The organism is Pantoea sp. DY-5 (assembly GCF_019795955.1).
GTDB classification, from domain to species: domain Bacteria; phylum Pseudomonadota; class Gammaproteobacteria; order Enterobacterales; family Enterobacteriaceae; genus Pantoea; species Pantoea leporis.
In genome coordinates this window covers 340,345-362,923 of the sequence record NZ_JAIMIE010000004.1, presented here as the reverse complement: position 1 = coordinate 362,923, position 22,579 = coordinate 340,345, and the positions used below count along the sequence as shown (strand labels likewise).

Here is a 22,579-nt window from a genome sequence, read left to right as displayed (position 1 = left end):
ATTATGAGGCAGTTAAATGCTGCTCATATTGCAATCGTGCGCGGAAACAGTAATATTCTTCCACGTTCGGCACGTAGCGCAGCCTGGTAGCGCACGGTCATGGGGTGTCCGGGGTCGGAGGTTCAAATCCTCTCGTGCCGACCAAATCACTTCGGAAAAGGGATTATCTTGCGGGATAATCCCTTTTTCATATCTGAATTTTCTCGCTTACCAGTTACCGTGGAATCCACCGCCCATCGCTGAACCGCCACCAATATGCGGCCCACCGCCTAAGCCGTGAGCGCTATTAGTGTTAGCAGCATTATTAGCACCATTACCGCTACCGCCAAAAGAATGTGATGAAGCCTTATCATTTTTGGAACCTTTGCCCCTATTAACCTGAAACGCGGGAACGTGTGGGACTGATACTTGTACGGATGGATTAACAGCCGCAATAACTCCAGCCGTTATAGTTTTAGTTATCCCGTTCACAGTGACGTTAACCAGTGTTGAAGGTTTCAGGCTGCTAACAGCTACGTTTATTGTTTGTGCTTGCTCAAGCTGATTAACATAGGCACGGTAAGAAGCACCGGTAATCTTAGGTTGTTTGGTTGGTACGGCTTGCGGGGTGAGCTGTTGCTTAACAGTCGGAACACTGTAGGAAGGAGTTAACTGTTCAGTAGGTGCGATCTGAGACGTTAACTGTGCTGTAGGAGTAGGCACACTGTAAGATGGTGTTTTATGTGGTGTTGCTTGAGGTGTGTTAGTTGTTGGTGTGGTTTGTGGTGTTTTCTGAGGCGTAGCCATAGGGCCAGCCTGAGTAGCAACAGAACTAGCTAGCGTACTGATTGCCCCGTTCATTTGTGCATGAGCGTTAGCCTGTTCTCTTGCTGCACTATCAGAAGCATTAGCCCATGAATCTGGCGTACCTGTTCCATAAGAAGAAGCAGCAGCATCTACACGAGCGTTAGCAGCATCCATCATACGGCCTGCATGAGATACAGCCTCTTCACCTTGCGCTACAGTTGCAGCCACGGTAGAAAATGAACTCATTACCAGTAAAGCAAGCATAGTATTTTTCATTTGTTAATTTCCGAATTGAAAAGCTCGTCAGAGCTCGGTTTATTCGTAGCGAATAATAAGTTGACGTATTTATACACTTCTCAATTGTCGGAAATTTGATCTTAATCACACTAATATCTCTACTATAGAAACATTCCCATCATCCTTACTCACTTTGCCACCCTGGCTAGTTGATGGAAACGCCCAAAGCATATGAGGTGTCCGAGGTCGAAGGTTCAAATCCTCTCGTGCCGACCAAAAGCCAAAAAAAGCAGCCTTAATGGCTGCTTTTTTATTGTTTCTAATTCGGTCTAAACGATTCGATTTCTTTGCTGATCTATCACCTTCTCACCATCCTCCTTACTGAATGCGCCCTGCTGCGCATCGGTAAGAATATCGAGCACGGCTTCTGAAGGCCGGCACAAACGCGTTCCCAGCGGGGAGACAACAATCGGGCGGTTAATCAGGATGGGATAATTCAACATCGCCTCGATGAGTTGCTCATCACTAAAACTCTCTTCAGCCAACCCCAATTGTTCGTAAGGTTCGACATTTTTGCGTAATAAAGAGCGCACACTGATCCCCATTGCGCCAATCAACGCCTTAAGCTGCTCACGATTTGGCGGCGTCTCAAGATAGAGAATAATGGTCGGCTCAACGCCGCTATTGCGAATTAACGCCAGCGTGTTGCGCGATGTGCCGCAGGCAGGATTATGGTAGATGGTGATGTCAGTCATGGTTTTCTCATCTTAATGGGACAACGTTAGGCGCAGGGCCAGCGCGCTCAGGGTGACCAGCAGCACGGGCAACGTCATCACGACACCCACGCGGAAGTAATAACCCCAGCTGATGTTGATATTCTTCTGGTCGAGTACGTGCAGCCATAACAAGGTGGCAAGACTACCAATCGGCGTAATTTTTGGTCCCAGGTCGCAACCAATAACATTGGCATAAATCATCGCTTCCTTTATCACGCCCTGCGCGGTGCTGGCATCAATCGACAGCGCACCAATCAGCACCGTTGGCATATTATTCATTACTGAAGAAAGCAGCGCCGTCACCAAACCGGTCCCCAGGGTAGCGGCCCATAAACCGTGGCTGGCAAAGAGGTTGAGTAAGTCAGTAAGATGTTGCGTCAGCCCGGCATTTTTAAGGCCATAAACCACCAGATACATGCCAAGGGAAAAAATCACGATCTGCCAGGGCGCGCCGCGTAACACTTTACCGGTATTAATCGCCTGACCTCTTTTGGCAACGATAAACAGAATTAACGCGCCCAGTGCGGCGATAGCACTGACTGGAATGCCCAGCGGCTCCAGCAGGAAAAATCCCACCAATAGCAATAACAGCACCAGCCAACCGGCTTTAAAGGTAGCGGGATCTTTTAGGGCTTCAGCTGGTAGTTTGAGGCGTGAAACCTCATAGCTGGCGGGAATGTCTTTGCGAAAGAAAAGGTGCAGCACTATCAGCGTGGTGATAATAGCGGCAATATCAACCGGAACCATCACCGCCGCGTAAGCGTTGAATCCCAATTTGAAGAAATCAGCAGAAACGATGTTAACCAGATTGGATACGATCAGCGGCAAACTCGCGGTATCGGCGATAAATCCTGCTGCCATGACAAAAGCCAGGGTTGCACCTTTACTAAAGCCCAGTGCCAGCAGCATCGCGATAACGATCGGCGTCAATATCAGAGCCGCACCATCATTGGCGAAAAGCGCGGCAACGCATGCACCGAGCAACACGATATAGGTGAAAAGCAGCCGCCCTCGCCCACTTCCCCAGCGCGCTACGTGCAAAGCGCACCACTCAAAAAAACCGGATTCGTCCAGCAACAGGCTGATGATAATGACGGCGATAAAAGCCGCTGTCGCATTCCAGACGATATGCCACACCGCGGGAATATCGTTTAACTGGATAACGCCTGTCACCAGCGCCAGTAAAGCCCCTATCGTTGCCGTCCAGCCAATGCTCAGGCCGCGCGGCTGCCAGATGACAAACACGATGGTCAAAACAAATATTGCGCCAGCCAGAAACATCACGCCTCCAATGCATTCGAATAATCGAATGTGTTTAATGATTATTCACAACCCGTAGCAGCGGCGTTCTTCAGCGACTCACGCACTTCCTCACGCTGGCTATTCCAGGCCGTATCGATAATCGATGCAGCCCAGGCCGGCATATGCGGAGAAAGGCGATAGTGTATCCACTTGCCTTCACGTCGATCCAGAATCAGCTCAGCATCGCGCAGCAAGGCAATGTGGCGTGAAATCTTTGGCTGTGATTGTTGGGTAACGGTGCAGAGATCGCAGACACACAACTCTCCGGCCTCTCGTAATAATAAAACGATGGTCGTACGCGTTTCGTCGGCAAGCAGTTTGAAAAGTTGAACAGGGAGCATTGGGCCAGGTTCCAGTAAAAATCTATTACATATGGTAATTCATATGTGTTGGAAGTAAAGGCAGAATATAAAGTCTGGCGATTTCATATGTTTTCCATGCAATAAAGCATTCTCAGATTATCGCCAAAGAAATGCTGATTATTGGCTTTTAATCAGTAACTTACCGAAAGCAACTCAACCCGAGCCAGATCACATTTCTGGATAAATGTTACAGCGCTTCATCAAATTGAAACAAAACTGTCACAGACTTCTCTTACTCTTAGGGCTCTTGTTTTTTCGATGGAAACCATTATGGTCATCAAAGCAAAAAACCTGCAGGATGCGGAAGAACTCCTGCACTCGGGTATCAATAAAGTTGAACTGGCTTACGATATCGGCAGCGACGATTTCTTCCGTCTCGCCTCGCGCTGGTGCGATCGCGGTGCGCGCATCACCAAAGGCCATCAGCACTTCGTAGTGCAGATTAAAGGCATGGCGATTCCGCCAAACAACTAAAAGTAGGCGAGCCCCTTTGGCTTGCTCTCCATCCGGCTGGCTGGTAAAACTACGTTTTCCGTCAGCCGTGATTTTTTATGTTCGCCTCTCAAACGTCGCTTGCTCTGCCCTCTTCCCCGTTTATCCGCGCTGCTGGCATGTCGCTGGATACATTACCGATCGCCTGGTGCGAATTCGATCAACAACATTGGCATGCTGAGCTGCATCAGGCGTGGCAGCTGCCGCTGCCCGCGTCGCTACAGAGCGCGGTGACCAAACGCAAAGCCGAGCATCTGGCGAGTCGCTGGCTGGTGCAGCAAAATTTCGCGCACTTCGGTTTAGCGCATTTTGTGTTGTGTAATGCGCCCGATCGTTCACCGTTGTGGCCCGCCGGCATTCAGGCGTCGCTGTCGCATACGCACAGCGTTGCGGTGATGGCTGCGACGCGCGAGCCACTGTGCGTGGGTGTGGATGTTGAGCAGATTATGGCGGAGGAAACCGCCGATGAAACCGCTGGGATGTTGATGAGCGCGGCGGAAAAACAGCGCCTGCTGGCGCGGCCTCTGCCCTTTGCCCAGGCCGCTACGCTGCTGTTTTCATTGAAAGAGAGTGTATACAAAGCGCTGTGGCCGCAATTGCATCAGCCAATGGATTTTCTTCAGGCGGAAGTGCTGGAACTGGACGTGCAGCAAGGCCGCGCAACGCTGCGGTTGTGTCAGGATTTTGATGCGTATTTCACCACCAAAGCGTTGCTGCAGGCGCGTTTCTGGCTGACTGGAGATCGCGTGATTACGTTGCTGACGCATCCGCTTCCGACAAAATAAAAAACCGGCTCAGAAATAAACCCGAGCCGGTGACAACACAAGACGACAGAAAAGTGTTCCAGGGACGCAGAAACGAGGATTTCTGCTGGGAGTGACTTTACTCACTCCGCAACTTCTTGCCCAATAAGGGTTTTCGCTAAGCTTTCCCGGCTGGCGTTAATGGCCGGTATCGGTGCGTTGCACCGCATCCAGCGTTGCCATCTCGCGTTCATTACCGGTTAACTCACTCAGTTGACCTTCGCGCATCTCCAGCAAGCGATCGGCGTGAATAAAGTAGTGATCGTCATGACTAATAGCGAACACCGTTTTACCCGATTCCTGTAACCACGGCAGCAGCTCACGATAGAAGATGCGACGGAAATGCGGATCCTGATCCGCCGCCCATTCGTCGAGCAACAGAATATCGCGCTCTTCGGCGGCTGCCAGCAGCAGCGCCAGACGTTTGCTCTGCCCTTTCGACAGTTGCAGATTAAGCACTCTGTTGCCTTCCAGCTTGAGCTTGTCCTGCATCTTCAGACGCTCCAGCCACTGCTGCACCAGCGCAGGATTGGCTGGCTGCCCTTGATCGCCGATGAGGCGATCAAACAGATGCACGTCGGTAAACACCGCCGAGAAATGTTTGCGATACGCATCGAGGTTTTGCCAATCCACCACCTTGCCATCCAGCAGCAAACTGCCCGATTGCGGCTGATAGAGGCCGGTGAGCAGCATCGCCAGCGTCGATTTTCCGCTGCCGTTGCCGCCAATCAGGAACACCAGCTCGCCGCGGCGTAGCGTCAAATTGATCGGCCCAACCTGGAATCCGTGCTCGCCGTAGTGGAAGCAGACGTCGCGCAGCTCCAGCGTTTGCCAGTCGCTGACTTTTGGCAGCGCCTTGAACTTTTCTTCATAGGGCGCCAGTTCAAACCTGTTGAGCTTGCGAAACGCCACCTGCGCGCTGAGCAGCGTTGGCAAGGCGCCGACCGCCGCCAGCAGCGGTGTGCGCAGGAACAGCAGCGTCAGCGAATAAGTTGCCGCCACCGCCGTATTTGCCCAGCCCAGCCCGTTCGCCATAAAGAACACGATGCCAATCGCGCCGAGCATCATGATATTCGACCAGTTCACCGCGCTGAGGTGGAAGGTATCGGCGCGCACGATGTGGTGGCGATAGCTTTTGGCATTCTCCTGATAAACGCTGTCGTAAATAAGCTGCGCACGTTCGCGGTTAAGCTGCAGCTCTTTACGCCCTTCGATAATGGTCTGGAAATCGCGATACAGGTCATCTTCGATTTCACGCAGCTTAGCCATGTGCTGATAAACGCGTGATACCAGCAACCAGCCGCCAACCAGCGTCACCACCAGCCACAGGCAGGTGATCAACAGCATTTTTGGCGAGAGCCAGGCGAGATAAAGCGCCGAACCGAGCGTAATAATGATGCCCTGAATCAGCTCGGGTAAACGCACGAAGGCGATGGTGATGGCACGCACATCGCTGGTGAGACCGGCCAGCAGTTGGGCATTGCCGATCTGTTCTATGCGCTCCACGCGCGTATCGAGGATCCGTTTGATGAATTCGCCGCGCAGCCGCCAGACAAAGTGATGGCCGAGCATGGTCAGCGCCAGCTGGGAGCCGAGCGTCACCGCCATCAATAGGAACAGCTGCCCAAGGAAACTCGGCAGCACCGAAATCGAGGTATTCACCGCGACGATCAGCTCATTATTGATATAGGCAATCAGGCCGATACCGAGCACGGCACTTAACAACGTGAGAAGAATGACGCCAATAAAAGGCCAGCGGTACTGGCGAAAAACGACTTGCAGCAATGCCATCAAAGGGTTCCAGCGGTCAATAAAGCAGCCTGCAGTTTAATGTCGCCTTGGCTGATAGCAAGAATAATTCTCATCCTATAGTTGCCTAAGCACAGTGTTGCTTGCCGCTAGTTTGTAGCAGCGCGATTTATCGCGCATTAACTTGCGCAATGCTTGTCAGATAAGGAGATATTTCGATTTAAAGCTGGTGCGGGCTCTGACACATCTGCTGCGTCAAGGGCCGTCCTCGCGCCGCTAAAGCGGTACCTTCGGCTTCCACATTGTGCCAACGGACCGTTCGCGGATCGGCCTTCCTGGCCGGCCCCGAACTGCCACGCGCATCCATGCGCGTGGCTCCTGGCCCAACGTAAAAGCCTCAGCGCTGCGAATGGCCCTTTTGCCACAGCAGACGCGCCAGCGCCTCTGCTAATGTGCCCTTTTTAATAACGCGCAATGAAGGTTCGGAGCTGGTCGGGGCCACTTTTGGGCCGGCATTCCGCAGCGCTGAACGAAGCGAGGAAGCCAGGAGAGCCCGCAGGACGCGGGCGAAAGGCGGAGCCGGGACAAGGATGTCCCGTCTCCGCCGGTCCGTCAGGCAGACGAACGAAGTGAAGGCACCGCGCAAGCGGCGCGAGGACCGCCGGCCCAAAGTGGCACCGGCCAGCGCCCTCATCACTGGCTTAACTAACATTAAGAATAAATTGTGCCGCCACAACAAAAACTAAAATGCGCGGCGGAAAGTCAGGTTGAAACGGAAAGCGCCCGCCTGCGGATGAATGCCAGGTTTGAGCGGCAGAATGCCGTGATAACGCAGGCGCGATGGCCCGCCCCACACCACGATATCGCCATGTTCCAGCAGCACGCGCTGGGTGGCGTCGCCGCGTTCGAAACCGCCGAACTGGAATACCGCAGGCAATCCCAGTGAAACCGACACAATCGGCTGGCGCAGATCCTTCTCATCTTTATCCTGATGCAGCGTCAGTTTTGCGCCGGGTTCATAGCGGTTAATCAGGCAGGCATCAGGATTGAAACTGGCAAAGCCCGCTTCGCGCGCAGTTTGCTGCGCCAGCTCGCGGAACAGCGCGGGCATCGGCGGCCAATGGTGTCCGCTGTTGCTGTCTTGCTCGGTATATTGATAGCCGCGCGAATCGGTGGACCAGCCAAAATCACCACAGTTGGTCATCGCCACCGACATGCGATGGCCACCGGGCGTGATGCGATGGGCAAAGGGATTTTTCGCGGCGATATCGTGAATCGCCGCCAGCAGCGCGTCGGCCTGTTCGCGGGCACGACGTCGCAGAATCACCGCGCCATCCGCTAGCGGTTCCTGCCACGGCGCTTCGTCACTAAATAAATCCAGCATGTGCGCCTCCTTTATTGAGATGCCTGATCGATGAGGAAGGTTTTAAACTGCGGCGACATCCAGTGAGTAAAACCGTCGCCCTGCTTGCTGATCAAATAGACCGCCAGATGCTCTTTCACCGCTAACGCTTTAGCGCGTTCGCTGCCGAGCACCATCAAACCGGTATCCCAGCCATCCGCTTCCAGCGCGGTGGTGGCTATCACCGTTGCCGACACCAGCTTGTGCTCAATCGGTCTTCCGGTAGTCGGATCGATGACGTGCGAAATGCGTTTGCCATCCAGTTCATAATAGTTGCGATAGCTGCCGGAGGTGCTAATGCCGTGTCCTTGCAGATCGACGCGCGCTTCCACCGCGTTTTCGCGATCGGTGGGTTTCTGGATCGCCACGCGCCACGGCTGCTGATTAGCATTGACGCCACGGCTCAATACTGCGCCGCCCACTGAAACCAGATAATCAGTGATGCCTTGCTGCTCCATCAGACGCGCCAGATGATCGGTGGCATAGCCTTCGCCCATGGTGGAGAGATCGACATACAGGCCGGGCAGATCTTTCTGCAGCCATTGACCGTTAACGCCCTGAATCACGCGCAGATGCTGCAAGCCAGTCCGCGCTTTAGCGGCGGCGATTTCTGCCTCGCTGGGGGTATGCGCCGGTTGCTTCGTCGGGCCAAAACCCCACAGATTGACCAGCGGGCCCACGGTGATATCCATCGCACCCGACGTTTTATGCCCGATTCGCAGCGCTTCAGTAACGATGTCCGCCATATCAGCGCTTACCGGCTGCGGTGCGTTGCCTTGATACTGATTAAAGTGCGACAGCACCGAATCGCTTTTCCACGTCGAGAGTTCGCCGTCATCGCGATCCAGCTGTTGCTGGATCAGCTGTTGCAACGCCGCTTTACGCTGCGGATCAACGCCGGCGACGCTGACGCGCCACACGGTGCCCATGGTTTTGCCTTCCAGCACCATCGCGGGTTGGCTGCTGTTTTTTTCGCAACCGCTGAGTCCTAATGCCAGCAGGCTAATTAGCAGAATGTTCTGAAAACTCATCAATTCCTCATCTGTAAACCATTACTACAGCCAATTACAAAGCATAACTCGCTTGTAAAGCAGTCTAAAGCTGCTTGATGTTCGATAAACGCTGACACAGGATAACCGGTTCCTGCAACGTTATGCCTACAGGAGCATCAGATGATTTATATGATTATTGCCGTAACCGCCGGGCTGTTTATTTATGGCAGTTTCAAATGTTGGCAGACGTACCGCCATCGCCTGATTCAGCACTATCCTGCACGCCGACGTTAAATTATTGCACCAGAAAATCACCCTTCTGCACCGCTTCAGCGCTGGCGCAGTGTAGCAAAGTCGCTGCAACCCGCGTGGCGCTGAGAGCGGTGCGCTGGCATGAATGCTGCATTGTTGAAGATGAGTTGAACTTCAGCGAGGTGCAGAATGGAAAATAGCAAAACACAAAACAGTAAATGGCAGCACTGGCTGAGCTTCTCGGCCTTTACGCTGGCGGGTGTTGCGATGGAAGGCAGCCTGAGCGCCATCACCAACCCGCCGCCGCAACCGGCGCCCAAAGCCAAAAAATGGCGCGGTATTCAGTAATCTTTACAGTCCCAACTCACTCAGGCCCGGATGATCGTCCGGGCGCGTGCCGGCTGGCCAGTGGAAAAGACGCTGATCTGCGCTGATCGGCAGATCGTTGATGCAGGCGAATCGCTGAATCATCAAACCATCGGCACCAAAGTGCCAGTTCTCATTGCCATAGCTGCGAAACCAGTTACCGCTGTCATCATGCCATTCATAGGCAAAGCGTACCGCCAGCTTATCTTCATGCCACGCCCATAGCTCTTTGATCAGTCGATAATCCAACTCTTTCATCCACTTACGCTGCAGGAAGGTCACGACTTCTGCGCGTCCATTGACGAATTCACTGCGATTGCGCCAGCGCGTATCTTCGCTGTACACCCGCGAAACACGCTGCGCATCGCAGCTGTTCCAGGCATCTTCCGCCATGCGGACTTTCTGTAATGCGGTTTGTTGATTGAACGGTGGCACCAGCATGTTATTTCTCCCGATTATGTAGACAGGTCTGTCTACTTGATTCATCCTGCCGTATGTAGACAATTCTGTCTACATGCAAACACGGGAATTTTTATGCTTGAGCCTCTGATCTTTGATGCCACCGCCTCCGCGCGCGATCGTATCTTGCTGTGCGCGCAACAGCTTTTTTACCAACAAGGCATTCGCGCCACCGGTGTGGATAAGGTGATTGCGCAAGCGGGCGTGACCAAAGTGACTTTCTATCGTCACTTTCCGGCGAAGAATGCGCTGGTGCTGGCGTTTTTACAGCAGCGCCATCAGCGCTGGATGCTGGCGTTTCGCCAGGCGCTAAATCAGCACGCGGCATTGATCGATGCGCTGCCCGCGGCGTTACTGAGCTGGTTCAGGGATGACGATTATCGTGGCTGTGCGTTTATCAATACCGCTGCGGAACTGGGCAGCACGTTAGCGGAAGCCAGCGAACTGATACGTCAGCATAAGCGTGAGATGGCGCAGGCGATCAGCGACAAACTGTTGCCCGATCAGCAGGTGAAAACGGCGCAGATTGTGTTACTGGTTGAGGGCGCGATTGTGCAGGTACAGATTGGCGAGGAGGCGGAACGGGTGGTTGAGGTACTGCATGCCGCGCTGGATGCGCTGCTGAAAACGGGAGCGTGACCGGCAAGTCACGCTCCATCACCCTTAGAACTGGTAAACCAAGCCCAGTGCTACGACGTCATCGGTATTGATACCGGCTGCGTCGGTGAAGTTGTTGTCGTCCAGCAGGTTGATCTGGTAATCAACGTAGGTCGACATGTTTTTGTTGAAGTAGTAGGTTGCGCCTACATCAATGTATTTCTTCAGGTTCTGGCTGCCGTAACCTTCGATGTCAGAGCCGCGAGAAGAGACGAACGCCAGAGATGGGCGCAGGCCGAAGTCGAACTGGTACTGTGCCACCAATTCCCAGTTATCCGCTTTGTTGGCGTAACCGTAAACGGTGCCGCTATCGCTGGCGCCGAAACGCGTCGCGTTGTATGAACGGCTGTACATTGCGGCCAGGTAAACGTTGTTAGCGTCATACTTCAGCGCACCGCTGTAAGCTTCGGCTTTATCACCGCGACCCAGGATGTTGGCGGTACGTGGATTGTTACCGTTCTGGTTATTGGTACGGTCAGACTGGAACATCGCTGCACCAATACCGAAACCTGAACCCAGATCGTAAGTGGTGCTCAGGCCGTAGCCGTCACCATTCTCGCCCAACACATCACGACCAGAGCCAGTAGATTCGGTTGGGTTGTCGTTTTTGCCTTGATACTGAACCGCGAAGTTCCAGCCATCGACTAAACCGAAGAAGTTGGTATTACGATAGGTTGCGAGGCCGTTGCTGCGCTGGAACAGGAAGTTGTCCGCGCCGTAGGTATCGCCACCGAACTCTGGCAGAACGTCAGTCCATGCGCCGAGATCGTACATCACGCCGTAGTTACGGCCGTAATCGAATGAACCTGCATCACCAAATTTCAGACCGGCAAAACCAACACGCGTATAGCTGTTCGCGGTGCCTTCGCTTTCTGCGGTGTTCAGTGCAGCCTGGTATTCCCACTGGCCGTAACCGGTCAGCTGATCGGTCACCTGAGTTTCACCTTTGAAGCCAAAACGCAGGTAAGACTGGTCACCGTCTGAGCCAGAGTTGTCAGAAAAATAATGCAGACCGTCCACTTTGCCGTAAAGGTCTAATTTGTTGCCATCTTTATTGTAAATTTCAGCTGCGCTTGCTGATCCTGCCACCAGCAATGCAGGAATCATCAGGGAGAGAACGCGACGTTTCATTTTTATTACCCTCTATAATGTGCCTTTATTTTTGCCACTGCGAACTGAATGATTAAAAATTCAGCCGGCACGCCATTGTTATTTTATGTTGGGCAATAATCTATCACGAAAATGCTACTAAATTTCCAAAACTGTTTCAGTGTATTTAATAGTTATTTCAGAATGTAAATTACGGGGAACTAATAACCAGCACAGATAGGTAAAAAATATAGCACTTTTTGACAACATATATTTTAATTGTTTAAAAACATCAAATTACATGAGTTACATTTCCGCACTGAATGACAAAACTCTAAGCCATCCAGAGCATACAATTATCCCCGCTATCATCATTTATTTCATTATTACCTTCATTCACCCCGAATGTTTTGATTTACCCTAATTTCCCGCCGGACCAGATGGTCCGGCATTTTTTTGCCCGCAATTCAGACATCGCCTTATATTGCGTAAAGTTAATTACGCAGGTTAAATTAACCACAATAATTGCCGCGCATTATTTGTCTCTTTTCGCACATTTCGTTCAATTCATAGTCTTAAATCGGCAATGTTAATTTCGGGGCGTAACAAAGATCGCTGCAATATTTGCCGGCACATATTGTTAACGCTCACGCAGTGATTCCCTGGCTTTATTCAGTGGCTTAAGCAAATAATCCATCACGGTTTTCTGACCGGTTTTAATCTCAACATTCGCTACCATGCCGGGCATGATGGCGAACCTGCGGCCGCTTTTATTGGTCAGTTCGGCTTTTTGCGTGCGCACATAGACGCGATAGTAAAACTCGTCGTGCCGCACTTCGTCCTGCAGCGTATCAGGCGAGACGGTTTCGACTTCCCCGTGCAGATCGCCATAAATCGACGCGTCGTAGGCGGTGATCTTCACCACCGCGGTTAAACCCGGCCGGATATAGCCGATATCGCGTGGATTGATGCGCGTCTCAATCAGCAATTGATCCTCCAGCGGTACAATCTCCATCAGCTTGCCACCCGGCTCCAGCACGCCGCCCACGGTGGTGACGCGCACATCCTTCACAATGCCGCGCACCGGCGAAATCAGCGTAGTGCGCGTCAGCAGATCCTGCTTGCCTGCCGCCACCTGCAGCTGCGCATCCAGCTCACCGTTGTTCTTCACCTGCTCTTCATGGGCGCGCACGTAATAATCGTTGCGCGCTTCGTCGATTTTGCCGCGCAGATCGCTAACCTGGCGACGCAGGCGAATCACATCCACCTTACCCGCCGCGCCGCGCAGCATCAGCGGCTCCGTCACGTTGAGTTCTGCCTGCACCAGCGCAAGGGATTGCTGCAAATTGCCGATGGTCTCGACAAAATTCTGCCGCCGCGCCTGATAGAGCTGCGTTTCGCGCGCCACCAGTTCGGGATGTTGCAGGATATCGGCGCTGAACCTCAGCGGCGTGTCGCTGAGCTCGGCCTGTAAACGTTCAGAGGAGGCACGCAGCGTGCGCACCCGCGCAATCGCCTCACCAAAGTTGGTTTGAAAGCGCGTAGGATCGAGTGTTGCCAGCACCTCGCCGCGCTGCACGATATTGCCTTCGTGCACATTGAGCTGTTTGACGATGCCGCCATCAAGGCTATCAATGATCTGCGCGCGGCTGGAAGGCGTGACTTTGCCGATGCCGACCGTGACTTCGTCCAGCACCGCAAAGTACGCCCACAGCAGAAACAGCAGCAGCGCCACCACGCACAGCCAGATGATCGCCGAGGTGCGACGTTCACGCCGCGTCAGATCTTTATCCAACAGCATCACGCTCATGCCGCATCTCCTTTTTTACTGGCGGCGTGACGCAGAATCTCGTCGCGCGCGCCATCGGCCACGATGCGGCCGTTATCCATCACGATAATGCGATCAACCATGCGCAGCAGAGCGGGACGATGCGTGACCAGTACCAGCGTGCGCCCGGTGCCCCATTGCGCCAGCTGACGAATCACCTGCGCCTCCAGTTGCTCATCCATCGCCGCGGTCGGTTCATCCAGCAAAACCACCTGCGGCTGGCGCAGAATCAACCGGCTGAGCAGCACCATTTGCCGCTGGCCGCCGGACAAGCCGCGTCCGCCTTCATGAATAATGCGATCGAGGCTGGCGGCGTCCTGCTGCACCAAGGCTAACGCGCCGCTGATGCGCAGCGCTTGCAGCATCTCCTGCTCGCTGGCGTGCGGATTCCCGAGCAGCAGGTTCTGGCGCAGCGTGCCGAAAAACAGCCGCGCATCCTGCGACAGCCAGCCAAGCTGACGCCGCAGATCGACCGGATCGATGCAGGTGAGATCGACGCCGTCCACCAGCACTTTGCCCTGGCTGGCGCGCGCCTGACCGGCCAGCATCTTCAGCAGCGTCGATTTGCCCGCGCCGACTTTACCGAGAATCGCCACGCGTTCGCCGGGCGTGATCTGCAACTGCGGAATGTTGAGCACGCTATTACCGCTCTCCTCTTCGTAGCGGTAATGCACATTTTGCAGCAGATAGTGGCCGCTGAGCACCGGACAGTGCGCCAGCGTGGCGTGATCGGGTTGGTCGAGCGGCTTCTTTAACAGTTCATCCAGCCCTTTCATCGCCGATTTCGCATGCTGCCAGCGCGAAAACACCATGGTGAGCTGCATCAGCGGCGCGATGGTGCGTGATGAGAGCAAGCTGCACGCCACCAGCGTGCCGGTGGTGATCTGATTGTCGAGCACCAGATAGACGCCGAACACCAACATGCCGGCATAGGTGAGCTGCTGCACGCTGGCCGACCAACCGGTGAGGCGCGCGCCCCACAAACGTTGCTGATTGCTGATGGCCGCGCTAACTTCGTGCGTTTGCTCCCACTGGCGTTGAAAATAGGGTTCCGCTTGCAGCGCTTTGATATCCTCTACACCTTCTAAGGTTTCCACCAGCACCGCCTGACGCAGCGCGCTTTCCCGCAACCCTTCCTGCGCCAGACGCGCCATCGGGATCTGCACCAGTAAGCCAGGAATGACGATCAGCGGGATTGCCAGTAACGGAATCAGCACCAGCCAGCCGCCAATCGACGCCATGATCAGCAGAAACAGCAGCACAAACGGCAGGTCGGCGGCGGCATTCACCGTGGTGGACGTCAGCAGCTCGCGGACCTGATCAATTTCACGCAGTTGGGCAATAAAGGAGCCGGTGGAACGCGGACGCGCTTCGTTGCGGATGTTCATCGCCCGCGCAAACAGCATGGCGGATATTTTCAGGTCGATGCGTTTGCCCATCAGGTCAGAAACCTGGGTGCGCATCAGACGAATCAGATACTCAATGGCGGCCGCCAGCACCACGCCGGCGAACAACACCCACAACGTTGGCTGCGACTGCGCCGGAATCACCCGATCGTACACCTGCATGGAAAACAGAATGCCCGCCAGCGCCAGCACGTTGCCGACCAGCGAGGCCAGGCTGATTTCCGCAATGCGCCGCTTCATGCCACGAAAGTGATGCCAGAACCAGTGCGGCTGATAAGGCTGCACAAACTCATCGATGCGCGCATCACGCGCCCGCGCCGCCACACCAACGACGCCGACCTGCATGTCGGCCTGCATGAGCAAATCCTGCAGCTGACCTGCGCGCACCACATCGCCACTTTCACTCAGCCAGTAACTTACGCCACCGTTACTATCCACCTCTTCTATCAACGCCACGCTGCCGTTTTCCAGCAGCAGCAATACCGGCACAATTTCCTGCCGCCAGCGCAGTTTGCTGTGCGGCACCAGCATCAAATGCAGGCCTAACAGCCGGGCTAAACGTTCTAATTGTTGCGTCGGGGCCAGATGTTGAAACCAGCGCATCTGCTGGCGCAGCGTGCTGCCGTCCGCCGGTTTACCGAAGCGTGCCGCGACGCGCAGCATCGCCGCGATGCCGTTGTCGCTGTTAAAGGGTTGTGCTGTCATCCCTGTTGTCCCGTGAGCAATGAGTGTGGGCAGGCAACCGCTAGCCGATGTTACTAGCGGTTGATGGCGGATTACGCCAGGCTCTGAACCTGATGTTGCTGCAGATGATCGCCGAGGGTGTAACTGCTATCGCTGGCGTTGTAGTGGCTCTCCGTGGCGCGCGCATCGCTGGGCTGAGCGGCGGCGCTGTCGCCTGCGTTGGTCAGCAGCGTATTCAGCGGCTCGCTGCTGACGCTGGCGGCCGCCTCATGACTATCGATGGTCACCGGCTGCGTCGCCGTCGCCACATTGCCCGCTTTGTCCTGCGCGCTGACCTTCATTTGGTAGCTGCCATCATCCAGCGGTGCCAACTGACCCGCCAAAATGGTCAGCGCCCAGTTGCCGTCGGCTTTAACCGTGGCGGTGTAACTCTGATCGCCTAGCGTCAACGTCACCAAACTGCCCTGATCGAGATGGCTGCTGCTGCCCTGAATCAGATGCCAGCTATTTAGCTCCGCCGCATCCAGCACGCCGTCGCCAAACGGTTGATTCAGCGTAATGGTAGGCACCTGATGCGTGGCAACGTTGAACAGGTTCTCAATAATCTGCGTATCGTGGTTGCCGTACTCATCCCAGCGCGTGGCCAGCGCCGACACTTCGCCATCCGGCAGCGCCTGCAGATCTTCGGCGCTGATGGTGACCATGCCGTTGACCGGCGTGTAGTTTTTGCCGTTGAGCGTCAGCTCCTTCACGCCTTCGAGATAGAAACTGAGATCGTGCTGCGCTTCCTGCTGATTCAGCGTGGTATCGCCGCCAATATTGATTTCGTAATAGATGTCTGGCAGTTGGGTGACCACGTTCAGTTCCAGCATTGCGTCAGTGCTGTTGCCAGCGCCATCCTGCGCATAAACGCGGATTTCGCCCAGTGCAATAAAGCTCGCCACTTCACTGGCCGGAATCGTTACCTGCCAGTGACCGTCGCTGCCAATCTGCGCGTGATAGACCGCATCTCCACTGCACAGCAACAGCTGCTGGCCCGGTACCACCACCGAGAGATCGCCGCTAAAGGTGAGATCGTTTTGGCTCTCTTCTTTATTGATCACGTTGTCTGCCGTGACCTTATCGAAACTGATGTGCGGCAGGCTGCTAACGTGGGTAATTAAGGTGACATCCTGCAGATAAGCGGCGGTTTTGCCGTTGGGATCGGTAGCGCTGACTTTCAGGCTGTAGACGCCATCCTGTAACGCCTGAAGATCCTGTGAAGGAATAGCGGCGGTCCATTCGCCTTTATCGTTAACGCCGCCAGAGTATTTTTTCCCGGCTAAAATCACCGTGATATGGCTGTTCGCCGGCATGTGCGTAACACTGCCGTGCACCTCCACGCCGTAAATGCCTTCTGCCACGCTGACCGCGTTATCACCGCTGATCGGATCCACCGTCAGCGTAGGCTTGATGGTTTTATCCACGTAAACCCCAAAGCCCACCTGCGTATCGGTGCTATTACCGGCTTTGTCGGTGAGGGTTAGCGTCAGCGAATAAGCACCGTCGGACAATCCGTTGAGCACCGACGGCGGCATCGAAGCATTCCAGTAACCCCATTTATTTACCGTGCTGTGCCAGACTTCGCCGTTAAAGGTCAGCGTTACGGTGGCGCCTGGCTCAGATTCGGCGCGACCGCGCAGGTGAATATTCCTGCCGGATTCCCATGCGGCAATCACGCCATCTTGTGCAATAGGTTCATAAGGACGTAACGGCGCGGGCGGCGTAGTATCCACGCTGCGCGTTTGCAAAGATGATGTGTCGTCTGCCAGCGGATAAAGAGTGACCGCAGAGTGCAGAATCGCCGCTAATTGTTGTTCGGATTGACGTGAAGACATAGGTAACCTCGTTACAGGGAAGGTATTGCAACGGTCATTAAGCTTATTAATGTTTTAAGCGTACCGGTGCGCCATACAGGCCATTAATCAATGGCCCGCTTCGCCTGATGAAAACGGGTTACCCGCAGGTAACAAGGACTAAAATAAGGCACAGCAAAATTCTCCCAAAGGGGGAGAAATAATCTCGATCTCGCTATATTCCGCATCGGGAGCTGATGGGATGACTAACATATCGGTTTTACGTGGTCGCTGCCTATTGGCGAAAATCCGGAAATGCATGCTTTGCGACAGCGCCAAAAAATTGACGTCCAGGCCGCATGTGGCGCGGAATCTTTCATCAGTATACTGCATCATTCGGCAGAAAAAATTTTACTTAAGTCACTCCAGTAATGATTGGCACATGCCAGGAAAGTTCTGGAAAAGCGCAGCGATGCGTAAAAAATCGGTAATATGCCTGTTTCTGGCGTTTAATCGCTGCCATCTGATAGGGTCTGATGCGCGGTGTGACATGCGCTTTGATGCTAAACTTCGTCGCTTCACCCGCTAATGAAAACTACTCTTTATGACAGCACTGGACGCCGCGCCGCAAAATAAATTGCATCACCGTGTCAACCTCGGGACACGTATCGTTTTCCTCATCGCTGGATTGGGCATGTCCGCATGGGCACCGCTGGTGCCATTCGCCAGCCAGCGTCTGGCATTGAGCGGCGCATCATTGGGCGGTTTGCTGCTGTGTCTGGGAATTGGCTCGCTGGCGGCGATGCCGATTACCGGCGGTTTGATTGCGCGCTTCGGTGGTCGTCGGGTGATGTTGTGCTCCACGCTGGTGGTGCTGGCGATGTTACCGCTGCTGGCGACGCTTAATGTGATGTGGCTGATGGCCGCCACTTTAATGGTGTTTGGTGCCGGACTCGGCATGCTGGATGTCGCGATGAACGTGCAGGCTGTCGAAGTGGAAAAAGCCGCACGCAAGCCGATGATGTCCGGTTTCCACGGCTTCTTTAGCCTCGGCGGGATCATCGGCGCCGGTTCCGTCAGCTTGTTACTCGGCAGCGGCCTGACGCCGTTGCAAGCGGTTGGCGCGGTGATGGCGCTGATTGTGCTGCTGCTGGTGTGGAGCCTGCCGACGCTGATGACCGAACGCCTGCATCAGCCCGATCAGCCGTGGCTGGTTATTCCGCGCGGTTGGGTGGCATTCCTCGGTTTACTCTGCTTTATTCTGTTTCTTGCCGAAGGTGCGGTGCTGGATTGGGGAGCGCTGTTGCTGCTGCAAAGCCCGGAGATGAGCCCGGCGCACGCCGGTTTAGGTTATGCGGTGTTCTCGGTGGCAATGACCATTGGTCGTCTGACCGGCGATAAAGTGATTCAGCGCTTCGGCCGTTATCCGGTGATGTTGACCGGTGCGTTAGCCGCTGCCGCAGGCATGACGTTGGCGGTGTTGCTGCCGTGGCCGCAAATTGCGCTGCTGGCTTTCCTGCTGGTGGGATTTGGCCTCGCCAATACGGTGCCGATGTTGTTCAATGCTGCCGGGAATCAACACGATATGCCGTCGAATCTGGCGATTTCGGCCATGACAACGTTAGGCTATGCAGGTATTCTTTCAGGTCCGGCTTTAATCGGATTAATTTCCCAGTGGATCAGCCTGAGTGGTGCATTTTTGCTTATCGCTCTGCTGCTGCTGGCCGTCGCTGCCAGTGCCCGACGGGTTGCGCGCTAATTCCATGATCCTGAGACACTATGCTGCCTTATAAATTTCCTCTGACATCCGGCAATGTAACGCGCTTTTTCGTGGTGTTTAACCTGGTGCTTTTTCTGGCGCTGGGCGCGATGGTGCACAACAGCGTGAATGCCTGGATGACAGAGAAGCGCTATGCGATGACCGATTTGGCGCGTGCGATGCAGAAACGCATCGATGCGTCGCGCTTCGCTACGTGGCAGATCTATGAGAACCTGGCCACCAGCGCCGCCGGTTCGTCGCCGAACAGTAATCTTCAGGAAACCCGCCTGCGCCCGGATGTCTATTATCTGGAAAAAACCCGCCGCAAAACCGAAGCACTGATTTTCGGTTCGCACGATAGCAGCACGCTGGATATGACCATGCGCATGTCCAACTATCTCGATACGCTGTGGGGCGCGGAAAATCCGACCTGGTCGATGTACTTCCTCAATGGTCAGGATAACAGCCTGATTATGATCTCCACGCTGCCGCTGAAAGACATGGCGACACGTTATAAAGAGAGTGCGATCAATTCGCTGGTTGATAGCCGCCGCGCCGAGATGCTGCAGCAGGCCAATGCGCTGGATGAGCGCGAAAGCTTCTCGCCGCTGCGTCACTTCGCCTGGCAGAACGATCACTACTTTACCCTGCGCACCACTTTCAATCAGCCGGGCCATTTAGCCACCGTGGTGGCATTTGATTTGCCGGTTAACGATCTGATTCCGCGTAATATGCCGCTGGAGAACTTCCAACTGCGTCAGGACGCGACGCAAACGTCGACCACCAACACCACCACCAGCGACGACACTAGCAGCGAAAGCACGCACGTGGCGCTTGTAAACCCGAATCTGGAGATCGCCGCCTCGCTGCCTAGCACTTCGCTGCAGCTGGTGTATCGCGTGCCGCTCACCAGCCTGGCGCTGGATACGCTGCATAATCTGATGTGGCCGCTGCTGATCAACCTTGTGCTGTTTTTACTGTCGATTGCGGGCATTACGCTGCTGCGTCAGCAATCGCTGCGCCCGAACGAGAATCAGAGCGCCGAGCTGGATTCGCTGCGCATGCTTAACGAAGAGATCGTCGCCAGTTTGCCGGTCGGCTTGCTGGTGTACGACTTCGCCACTAACCGCACGCTGCTCAGCAATAAAATCGCTGAACATCTGTTGCCGCACCTGAATCTGCAGAAAATCATCAATATGTCCGATCAACATCAGGGCGTATTGCAGGCGACCATCAATAACGAAGTGTATGAAATTCGCCACGCGCGTAGCGTGCTGTCGCCGCATACTCAGCTATTTATGATGCGCGATCAGGACCGCGAATTACTGGTGAATAAGAAGTTGCAGAAGGCGCAACAGGTGCTGGATCGTAATCACCAGATGCGTCAGCAGTTAATGCATAACCTCGGTCACGCCCTCAATGGTCCACTGCAAAGCATGGTTAAGCAACTAGTACAACTTAGCCAGCGTGACGATGACGAAAGCGTGCTCGATCTGCTCGACGAGAGCCAGGGTTTGGCGCGCCTGGTGGATGACATCGTGCTGCTTAATCGCCTGGAAGCGCATGACTGGTCGCCTGATGCCAGCGTGTTCAACCTGCAGGATATGCTGGACGAAATCGCGCTGGAAAGCCTGCCGCTGCTGCGTCGTAAAGGTTTAGCGCTGGTGGTGAATAACCATTTAGCCAATGACGAGATGCGTTTTGGCGATCGTCGTGCGCTGCGTAAAGTGCTGACCACGCTGATGCACTATTCGCTGACCACCACGCGCTGGGGCAAGATTTCGCTGGAGATCAAAACCAGTGAAGACAAGCCCAACCAGGTCTTGCTGCAGCTGGTGGATACCGGCTCCGGCTTGAGCGTCGATGAACTGGCGAATGTCGATTTCCCCTATCTCGGCGACACCACGCAAGATCGTTTTGGCCAGGCGTCCGGCATGGCATTTTTCCTCTGTAAGCAGCTGTGCAAACAGATGGGCGGCCAGCTGGAGATCATCGCTAAACCCGATATCGGCACACGCTACAATATTCAGCTGCCGCTGGCGTTAGAGCAGCAAGGCGAGCAGGAAGAAAAACTGCTGGAAGGGGTGACCGCGTTGGTGGATATCGCCGTAGAAGACGTACACAAGATCGTTTGTCGCCACCTCGAAAACTGGGGAGCGAAATGCCTGACCTCGGATGAGCGTTTAACTGGTCAGGATCATGATGTGCTGGTGACCGACGATCCGGCGCGCCTGAACGGCTGGGCGCTGCTGCTGGCCGGTGACGAAATGGGTCATCACGCGTTGAACGATCAGCAATTCCGGGTCAACTTCAATCTCAGTAATGCACTGCTTGATGCGCTGCTGGCCCTGATTGAAAAGCAACTTTCTCATGATTTGTTAGAGGAGAGTCGCGAAGATGAAGAAGCCACGCCGCTAATGAGCGGAGGCTATTTCCAGCTGTTTACCGAGACAGTACCGCCAGATGTGAAGAGACTGTATACTGAAGCGGCGGAAAAGGATTATCCCTCGCTTGCTCAGACAGCACATCGCCTGAAAGGCGTGTTTGCCATGCTCAATCTGGGTTCAGGTAAACAGCTTTGTGAAGCGTTAGAACAACACATTAAAGTATGTGACGATTTAACCATTAAAAATACCACCAGTGAAATTGACGCTTACGTCAGCCAACTGCTGCAGCAAGGTAACCAATAAGATGAATAACTTGAACGTAATTATTGCCGATGACCATCCGATCGTTCTGTTCGGTATCCGTAAGTCACTGGAACAGATTGAATGGGTTAACGTTGTAGGTGAGTTTGAAGACTCAACAGCACTGGTAAACAGCTTGCCCAAACTGGACGCTAATGTCCTGATTACCGACCTCTCCATGCCAGGCGAGAAGTACGGTGACGGTATCACCCTGATTAAATACATCAAACGTCACTATCCGGACCTCTCGATTATCGTTCTGACCATGAACAATAACCCAGCGATCCTGAGCGCGGTGTTGGATCTGGATATCGAAGGGATCGTACTGAAGCAAGGCGCACCAACCGATCTGCCAAAAGCACTCGCGGCTCTGCAGAAAGGCAAAAAATATACGCCGGAAAGCGTGGCAAAACTGCTGGAGCGCATCAGCGCCGGTGGTTACGGTGACAAACGTCTGTCGCCGAAAGAGAGTGAAGTACTGCGTCTGTTCGCAGAGGGTTTCCTGGTGACTGAGATTGCTAAGAAACTTAACCGCAGTATCAAAACCATCAGTAGCCAGAAGAAATCAGCCATGATGAAACTGGGCGTGGAAAACGATATCGCGCTGCTGAACTATCTCTCTTCTGTCAGCGCCACTCAGGTCGACAAAGAGTAAT

At 54.3% G+C, this 22,579-nt stretch carries 19 protein-coding genes and 1 tRNA gene; 8 read left to right on the top strand and 12 right to left on the bottom strand.

The window, feature by feature from the left end; genetic code table 11:
• Positions 1-67 precede the first annotated feature (67 nt).
• Positions 68-144: transfer RNA gene (locus tag K5Y30_RS15355), tRNA-Pro, on the top strand.
• A 63-nt stretch (positions 145-207) separates the two neighbouring features.
• On the opposite strand, the gene K5Y30_RS15350 is transcribed toward K5Y30_RS15355, so the two are convergent.
• From K5Y30_RS15350 to K5Y30_RS15335, 4 genes are all read right to left on the bottom strand, one after another.
• Entirely contained in the window at positions 208-1,062 is an 855-nt protein-coding gene (locus K5Y30_RS15350; protein ID WP_222184683.1) for a hypothetical protein, read from the bottom strand.
• A gap of 290 nt (positions 1,063-1,352) precedes the next feature.
• Positions 1,353-1,778 carry a glutaredoxin-dependent arsenate reductase gene (gene arsC, locus K5Y30_RS15345; RefSeq protein ID WP_222184681.1) on the bottom strand — a complete coding sequence of 142 codons (426 nt, stop codon included), beginning with the start codon at positions 1,776-1,778 and terminating at the stop codon, positions 1,353-1,355.
• Positions 1,779-1,790: 12 nt separating this feature from the next.
• On the bottom strand, positions 1,791-3,080 hold the full coding sequence (locus K5Y30_RS15340; RefSeq protein ID WP_222184679.1) for an arsenic transporter: 1,290 nt from the start codon (positions 3,078-3,080) through the stop codon (positions 1,791-1,793).
• 41 nt (positions 3,081-3,121) lie between these two features.
• The gene (locus K5Y30_RS15335; protein WP_101763682.1) at positions 3,122-3,442 is read right to left on the bottom strand and encodes a metalloregulator ArsR/SmtB family transcription factor; all 321 of its coding nucleotides are present in this window, start codon (positions 3,440-3,442) and stop codon (positions 3,122-3,124) included.
• A gap of 291 nt (positions 3,443-3,733) precedes the next feature.
• Between K5Y30_RS15335 and K5Y30_RS15330 the strand changes: the two genes are divergently transcribed.
• Both K5Y30_RS15330 and K5Y30_RS15325 read left to right on the top strand, forming a co-directional pair.
• Positions 3,734-3,937, top strand: a complete 204-nt coding sequence (locus K5Y30_RS15330; protein ID WP_008105079.1) for a hypothetical protein — start codon at positions 3,734-3,736, stop codon at positions 3,935-3,937.
• Between the two features lie 77 nt (positions 3,938-4,014).
• Entirely contained in the window at positions 4,015-4,740 is a 726-nt protein-coding gene (locus K5Y30_RS15325; protein WP_222184678.1) for a 4'-phosphopantetheinyl transferase, read from the top strand.
• A gap of 156 nt (positions 4,741-4,896) precedes the next feature.
• On the opposite strand, the gene K5Y30_RS15320 is transcribed toward K5Y30_RS15325, so the two are convergent.
• From K5Y30_RS15320 to apbE, 3 genes are all read right to left on the bottom strand, one after another.
• Positions 4,897-6,549, bottom strand: coding sequence for a multidrug ABC transporter permease/ATP-binding protein (locus K5Y30_RS15320; protein ID WP_222184676.1), 1,653 nt, complete (start codon positions 6,547-6,549; stop codon positions 4,897-4,899).
• Positions 6,550-7,249: 700 nt separating this feature from the next.
• A complete protein-coding gene (alkB, locus tag K5Y30_RS15315; protein WP_222184674.1) occupies positions 7,250-7,891 on the bottom strand; it encodes a DNA oxidative demethylase AlkB in 642 nt (213 codons plus the stop codon).
• Positions 7,892-7,902: 11 nt separating this feature from the next.
• Positions 7,903-8,940 (bottom strand): FAD:protein FMN transferase ApbE, encoded by a 1,038-nt coding sequence (gene apbE / locus K5Y30_RS15310; protein WP_370634202.1) that lies wholly within the window; start codon positions 8,938-8,940, stop codon positions 7,903-7,905.
• A 402-nt stretch (positions 8,941-9,342) separates the two neighbouring features.
• Here apbE and K5Y30_RS15300 point away from each other — a divergent pair, with 402 nt between their 5' ends.
• Complete coding sequence (locus tag K5Y30_RS15300; protein WP_167391201.1) at positions 9,343-9,501, top strand: hypothetical protein; 159 nt, start codon at positions 9,343-9,345, stop codon at positions 9,499-9,501.
• A gap of 3 nt (positions 9,502-9,504) precedes the next feature.
• Here the strand turns inward: K5Y30_RS15300 and K5Y30_RS15295 are convergent, their stop codons facing one another.
• Positions 9,505-9,960 carry a nuclear transport factor 2 family protein gene (locus tag K5Y30_RS15295; protein WP_222184671.1) on the bottom strand — a complete coding sequence of 152 codons (456 nt, stop codon included), beginning with the start codon at positions 9,958-9,960 and terminating at the stop codon, positions 9,505-9,507.
• Between the two features lie 93 nt (positions 9,961-10,053).
• Between K5Y30_RS15295 and K5Y30_RS15290 the strand changes: the two genes are divergently transcribed.
• A complete protein-coding gene (locus K5Y30_RS15290; protein WP_222184669.1) occupies positions 10,054-10,617 on the top strand; it encodes a TetR/AcrR family transcriptional regulator in 564 nt (187 codons plus the stop codon).
• A 24-nt stretch (positions 10,618-10,641) separates the two neighbouring features.
• Here K5Y30_RS15290 and ompC read toward each other — a convergent pair whose 3' ends face one another.
• The 4 genes from ompC to K5Y30_RS15270 form a co-directional block, all read right to left on the bottom strand.
• Positions 10,642-11,766 (bottom strand): porin OmpC, encoded by a 1,125-nt coding sequence (gene ompC, locus K5Y30_RS15285; RefSeq protein ID WP_101763675.1) that lies wholly within the window; start codon positions 11,764-11,766, stop codon positions 10,642-10,644.
• Between the two features lie 598 nt (positions 11,767-12,364).
• Positions 12,365-13,534, bottom strand: a complete 1,170-nt coding sequence (locus tag K5Y30_RS15280; protein WP_222184667.1) for an HlyD family efflux transporter periplasmic adaptor subunit — start codon at positions 13,532-13,534, stop codon at positions 12,365-12,367.
• A complete protein-coding gene (locus K5Y30_RS15275; RefSeq protein ID WP_222184665.1) occupies positions 13,531-15,663 on the bottom strand; it encodes a type I secretion system permease/ATPase in 2,133 nt (710 codons plus the stop codon). Before K5Y30_RS15275 ends, K5Y30_RS15280 begins: the two co-directional genes overlap by 4 nt.
• A 71-nt stretch (positions 15,664-15,734) precedes the next feature.
• The gene (locus K5Y30_RS15270) at positions 15,735-17,519 is read right to left on the bottom strand and encodes an Ig-like domain-containing protein (protein ID WP_222184663.1); all 1,785 of its coding nucleotides are present in this window, start codon (positions 17,517-17,519) and stop codon (positions 15,735-15,737) included.
• 562 nt (positions 17,520-18,081) lie between these two features.
• Between K5Y30_RS15270 and K5Y30_RS15265 the strand changes: the two genes are divergently transcribed.
• From K5Y30_RS15265 to rcsB, 3 genes are read left to right on the top strand one after another with little or no spacing between them, the layout of a single operon-like run.
• On the top strand, positions 18,082-19,236 hold the full coding sequence (locus tag K5Y30_RS15265; protein WP_222184655.1) for an MFS transporter: 1,155 nt from the start codon (positions 18,082-18,084) through the stop codon (positions 19,234-19,236).
• A gap of 23 nt (positions 19,237-19,259) precedes the next feature.
• Positions 19,260-21,926 carry a phosphotransferase RcsD gene (rcsD, locus tag K5Y30_RS15260; protein ID WP_110866697.1) on the top strand — a complete coding sequence of 889 codons (2,667 nt, stop codon included), beginning with the start codon at positions 19,260-19,262 and terminating at the stop codon, positions 21,924-21,926.
• Between the two features lies 1 nt (position 21,927).
• Positions 21,928-22,578, top strand: coding sequence for a response regulator transcription factor RcsB (gene rcsB / locus K5Y30_RS15255; protein WP_007889370.1), 651 nt, complete (start codon positions 21,928-21,930; stop codon positions 22,576-22,578).
• Position 22,579: the final 1 nt, after the last annotated feature.

Bases quoted from the DNA above. Each gene is read 5' to 3' on its own strand.
- K5Y30_RS15325 (WP_222184678.1), top strand. From the start codon at position 4,015: ATGTTCGCCTCTCAAACGTCGCTTGCTCTGCCCTCTTCCCCGTTTATC.
- K5Y30_RS15330 (WP_008105079.1), top strand. From the start codon at position 3,734: ATGGTCATCAAAGCAAAAAACCTGCAGGATGCGGAAGAACTCCTGCAC.
- K5Y30_RS15265 (WP_222184655.1), top strand. From the start codon at position 18,082: ATGACAGCACTGGACGCCGCGCCGCAAAATAAATTGCATCACCGTGTC.
- ompC (WP_101763675.1), bottom strand. From the start codon at position 11,766: ATGAAACGTCGCGTTCTCTCCCTGATGATTCCTGCATTGCTGGTGGCA.
- K5Y30_RS15340 (WP_222184679.1), bottom strand. From the start codon at position 3,080: ATGTTTCTGGCTGGCGCAATATTTGTTTTGACCATCGTGTTTGTCATC.
- K5Y30_RS15275 (WP_222184665.1), bottom strand. From the start codon at position 15,663: ATGACAGCACAACCCTTTAACAGCGACAACGGCATCGCGGCGATGCTG.
- K5Y30_RS15280 (WP_222184667.1), bottom strand. From the start codon at position 13,534: ATGAGCGTGATGCTGTTGGATAAAGATCTGACGCGGCGTGAACGTCGC.
- alkB (WP_222184674.1), bottom strand. From the start codon at position 7,891: ATGCTGGATTTATTTAGTGACGAAGCGCCGTGGCAGGAACCGCTAGCG.
- K5Y30_RS15290 (WP_222184669.1), top strand. From the start codon at position 10,054: ATGCTTGAGCCTCTGATCTTTGATGCCACCGCCTCCGCGCGCGATCGT.
- K5Y30_RS15320 (WP_222184676.1), bottom strand. From the start codon at position 6,549: ATGGCATTGCTGCAAGTCGTTTTTCGCCAGTACCGCTGGCCTTTTATT.
- K5Y30_RS15350 (WP_222184683.1), bottom strand. From the start codon at position 1,062: ATGAAAAATACTATGCTTGCTTTACTGGTAATGAGTTCATTTTCTACC.
- apbE (WP_370634202.1), bottom strand. From the start codon at position 8,940: ATGAGTTTTCAGAACATTCTGCTAATTAGCCTGCTGGCATTAGGACTC.
- K5Y30_RS15270 (WP_222184663.1), bottom strand. From the start codon at position 17,519: ATGTCTTCACGTCAATCCGAACAACAATTAGCGGCGATTCTGCACTCT.
- K5Y30_RS15295 (WP_222184671.1), bottom strand. From the start codon at position 9,960: ATGCTGGTGCCACCGTTCAATCAACAAACCGCATTACAGAAAGTCCGC.
- K5Y30_RS15300 (WP_167391201.1), top strand. From the start codon at position 9,343: ATGGAAAATAGCAAAACACAAAACAGTAAATGGCAGCACTGGCTGAGC.
- rcsB (WP_007889370.1), top strand. From the start codon at position 21,928: ATGAATAACTTGAACGTAATTATTGCCGATGACCATCCGATCGTTCTG.
- K5Y30_RS15335 (WP_101763682.1), bottom strand. From the start codon at position 3,442: ATGCTCCCTGTTCAACTTTTCAAACTGCTTGCCGACGAAACGCGTACG.
- arsC (WP_222184681.1), bottom strand. From the start codon at position 1,778: ATGACTGACATCACCATCTACCATAATCCTGCCTGCGGCACATCGCGC.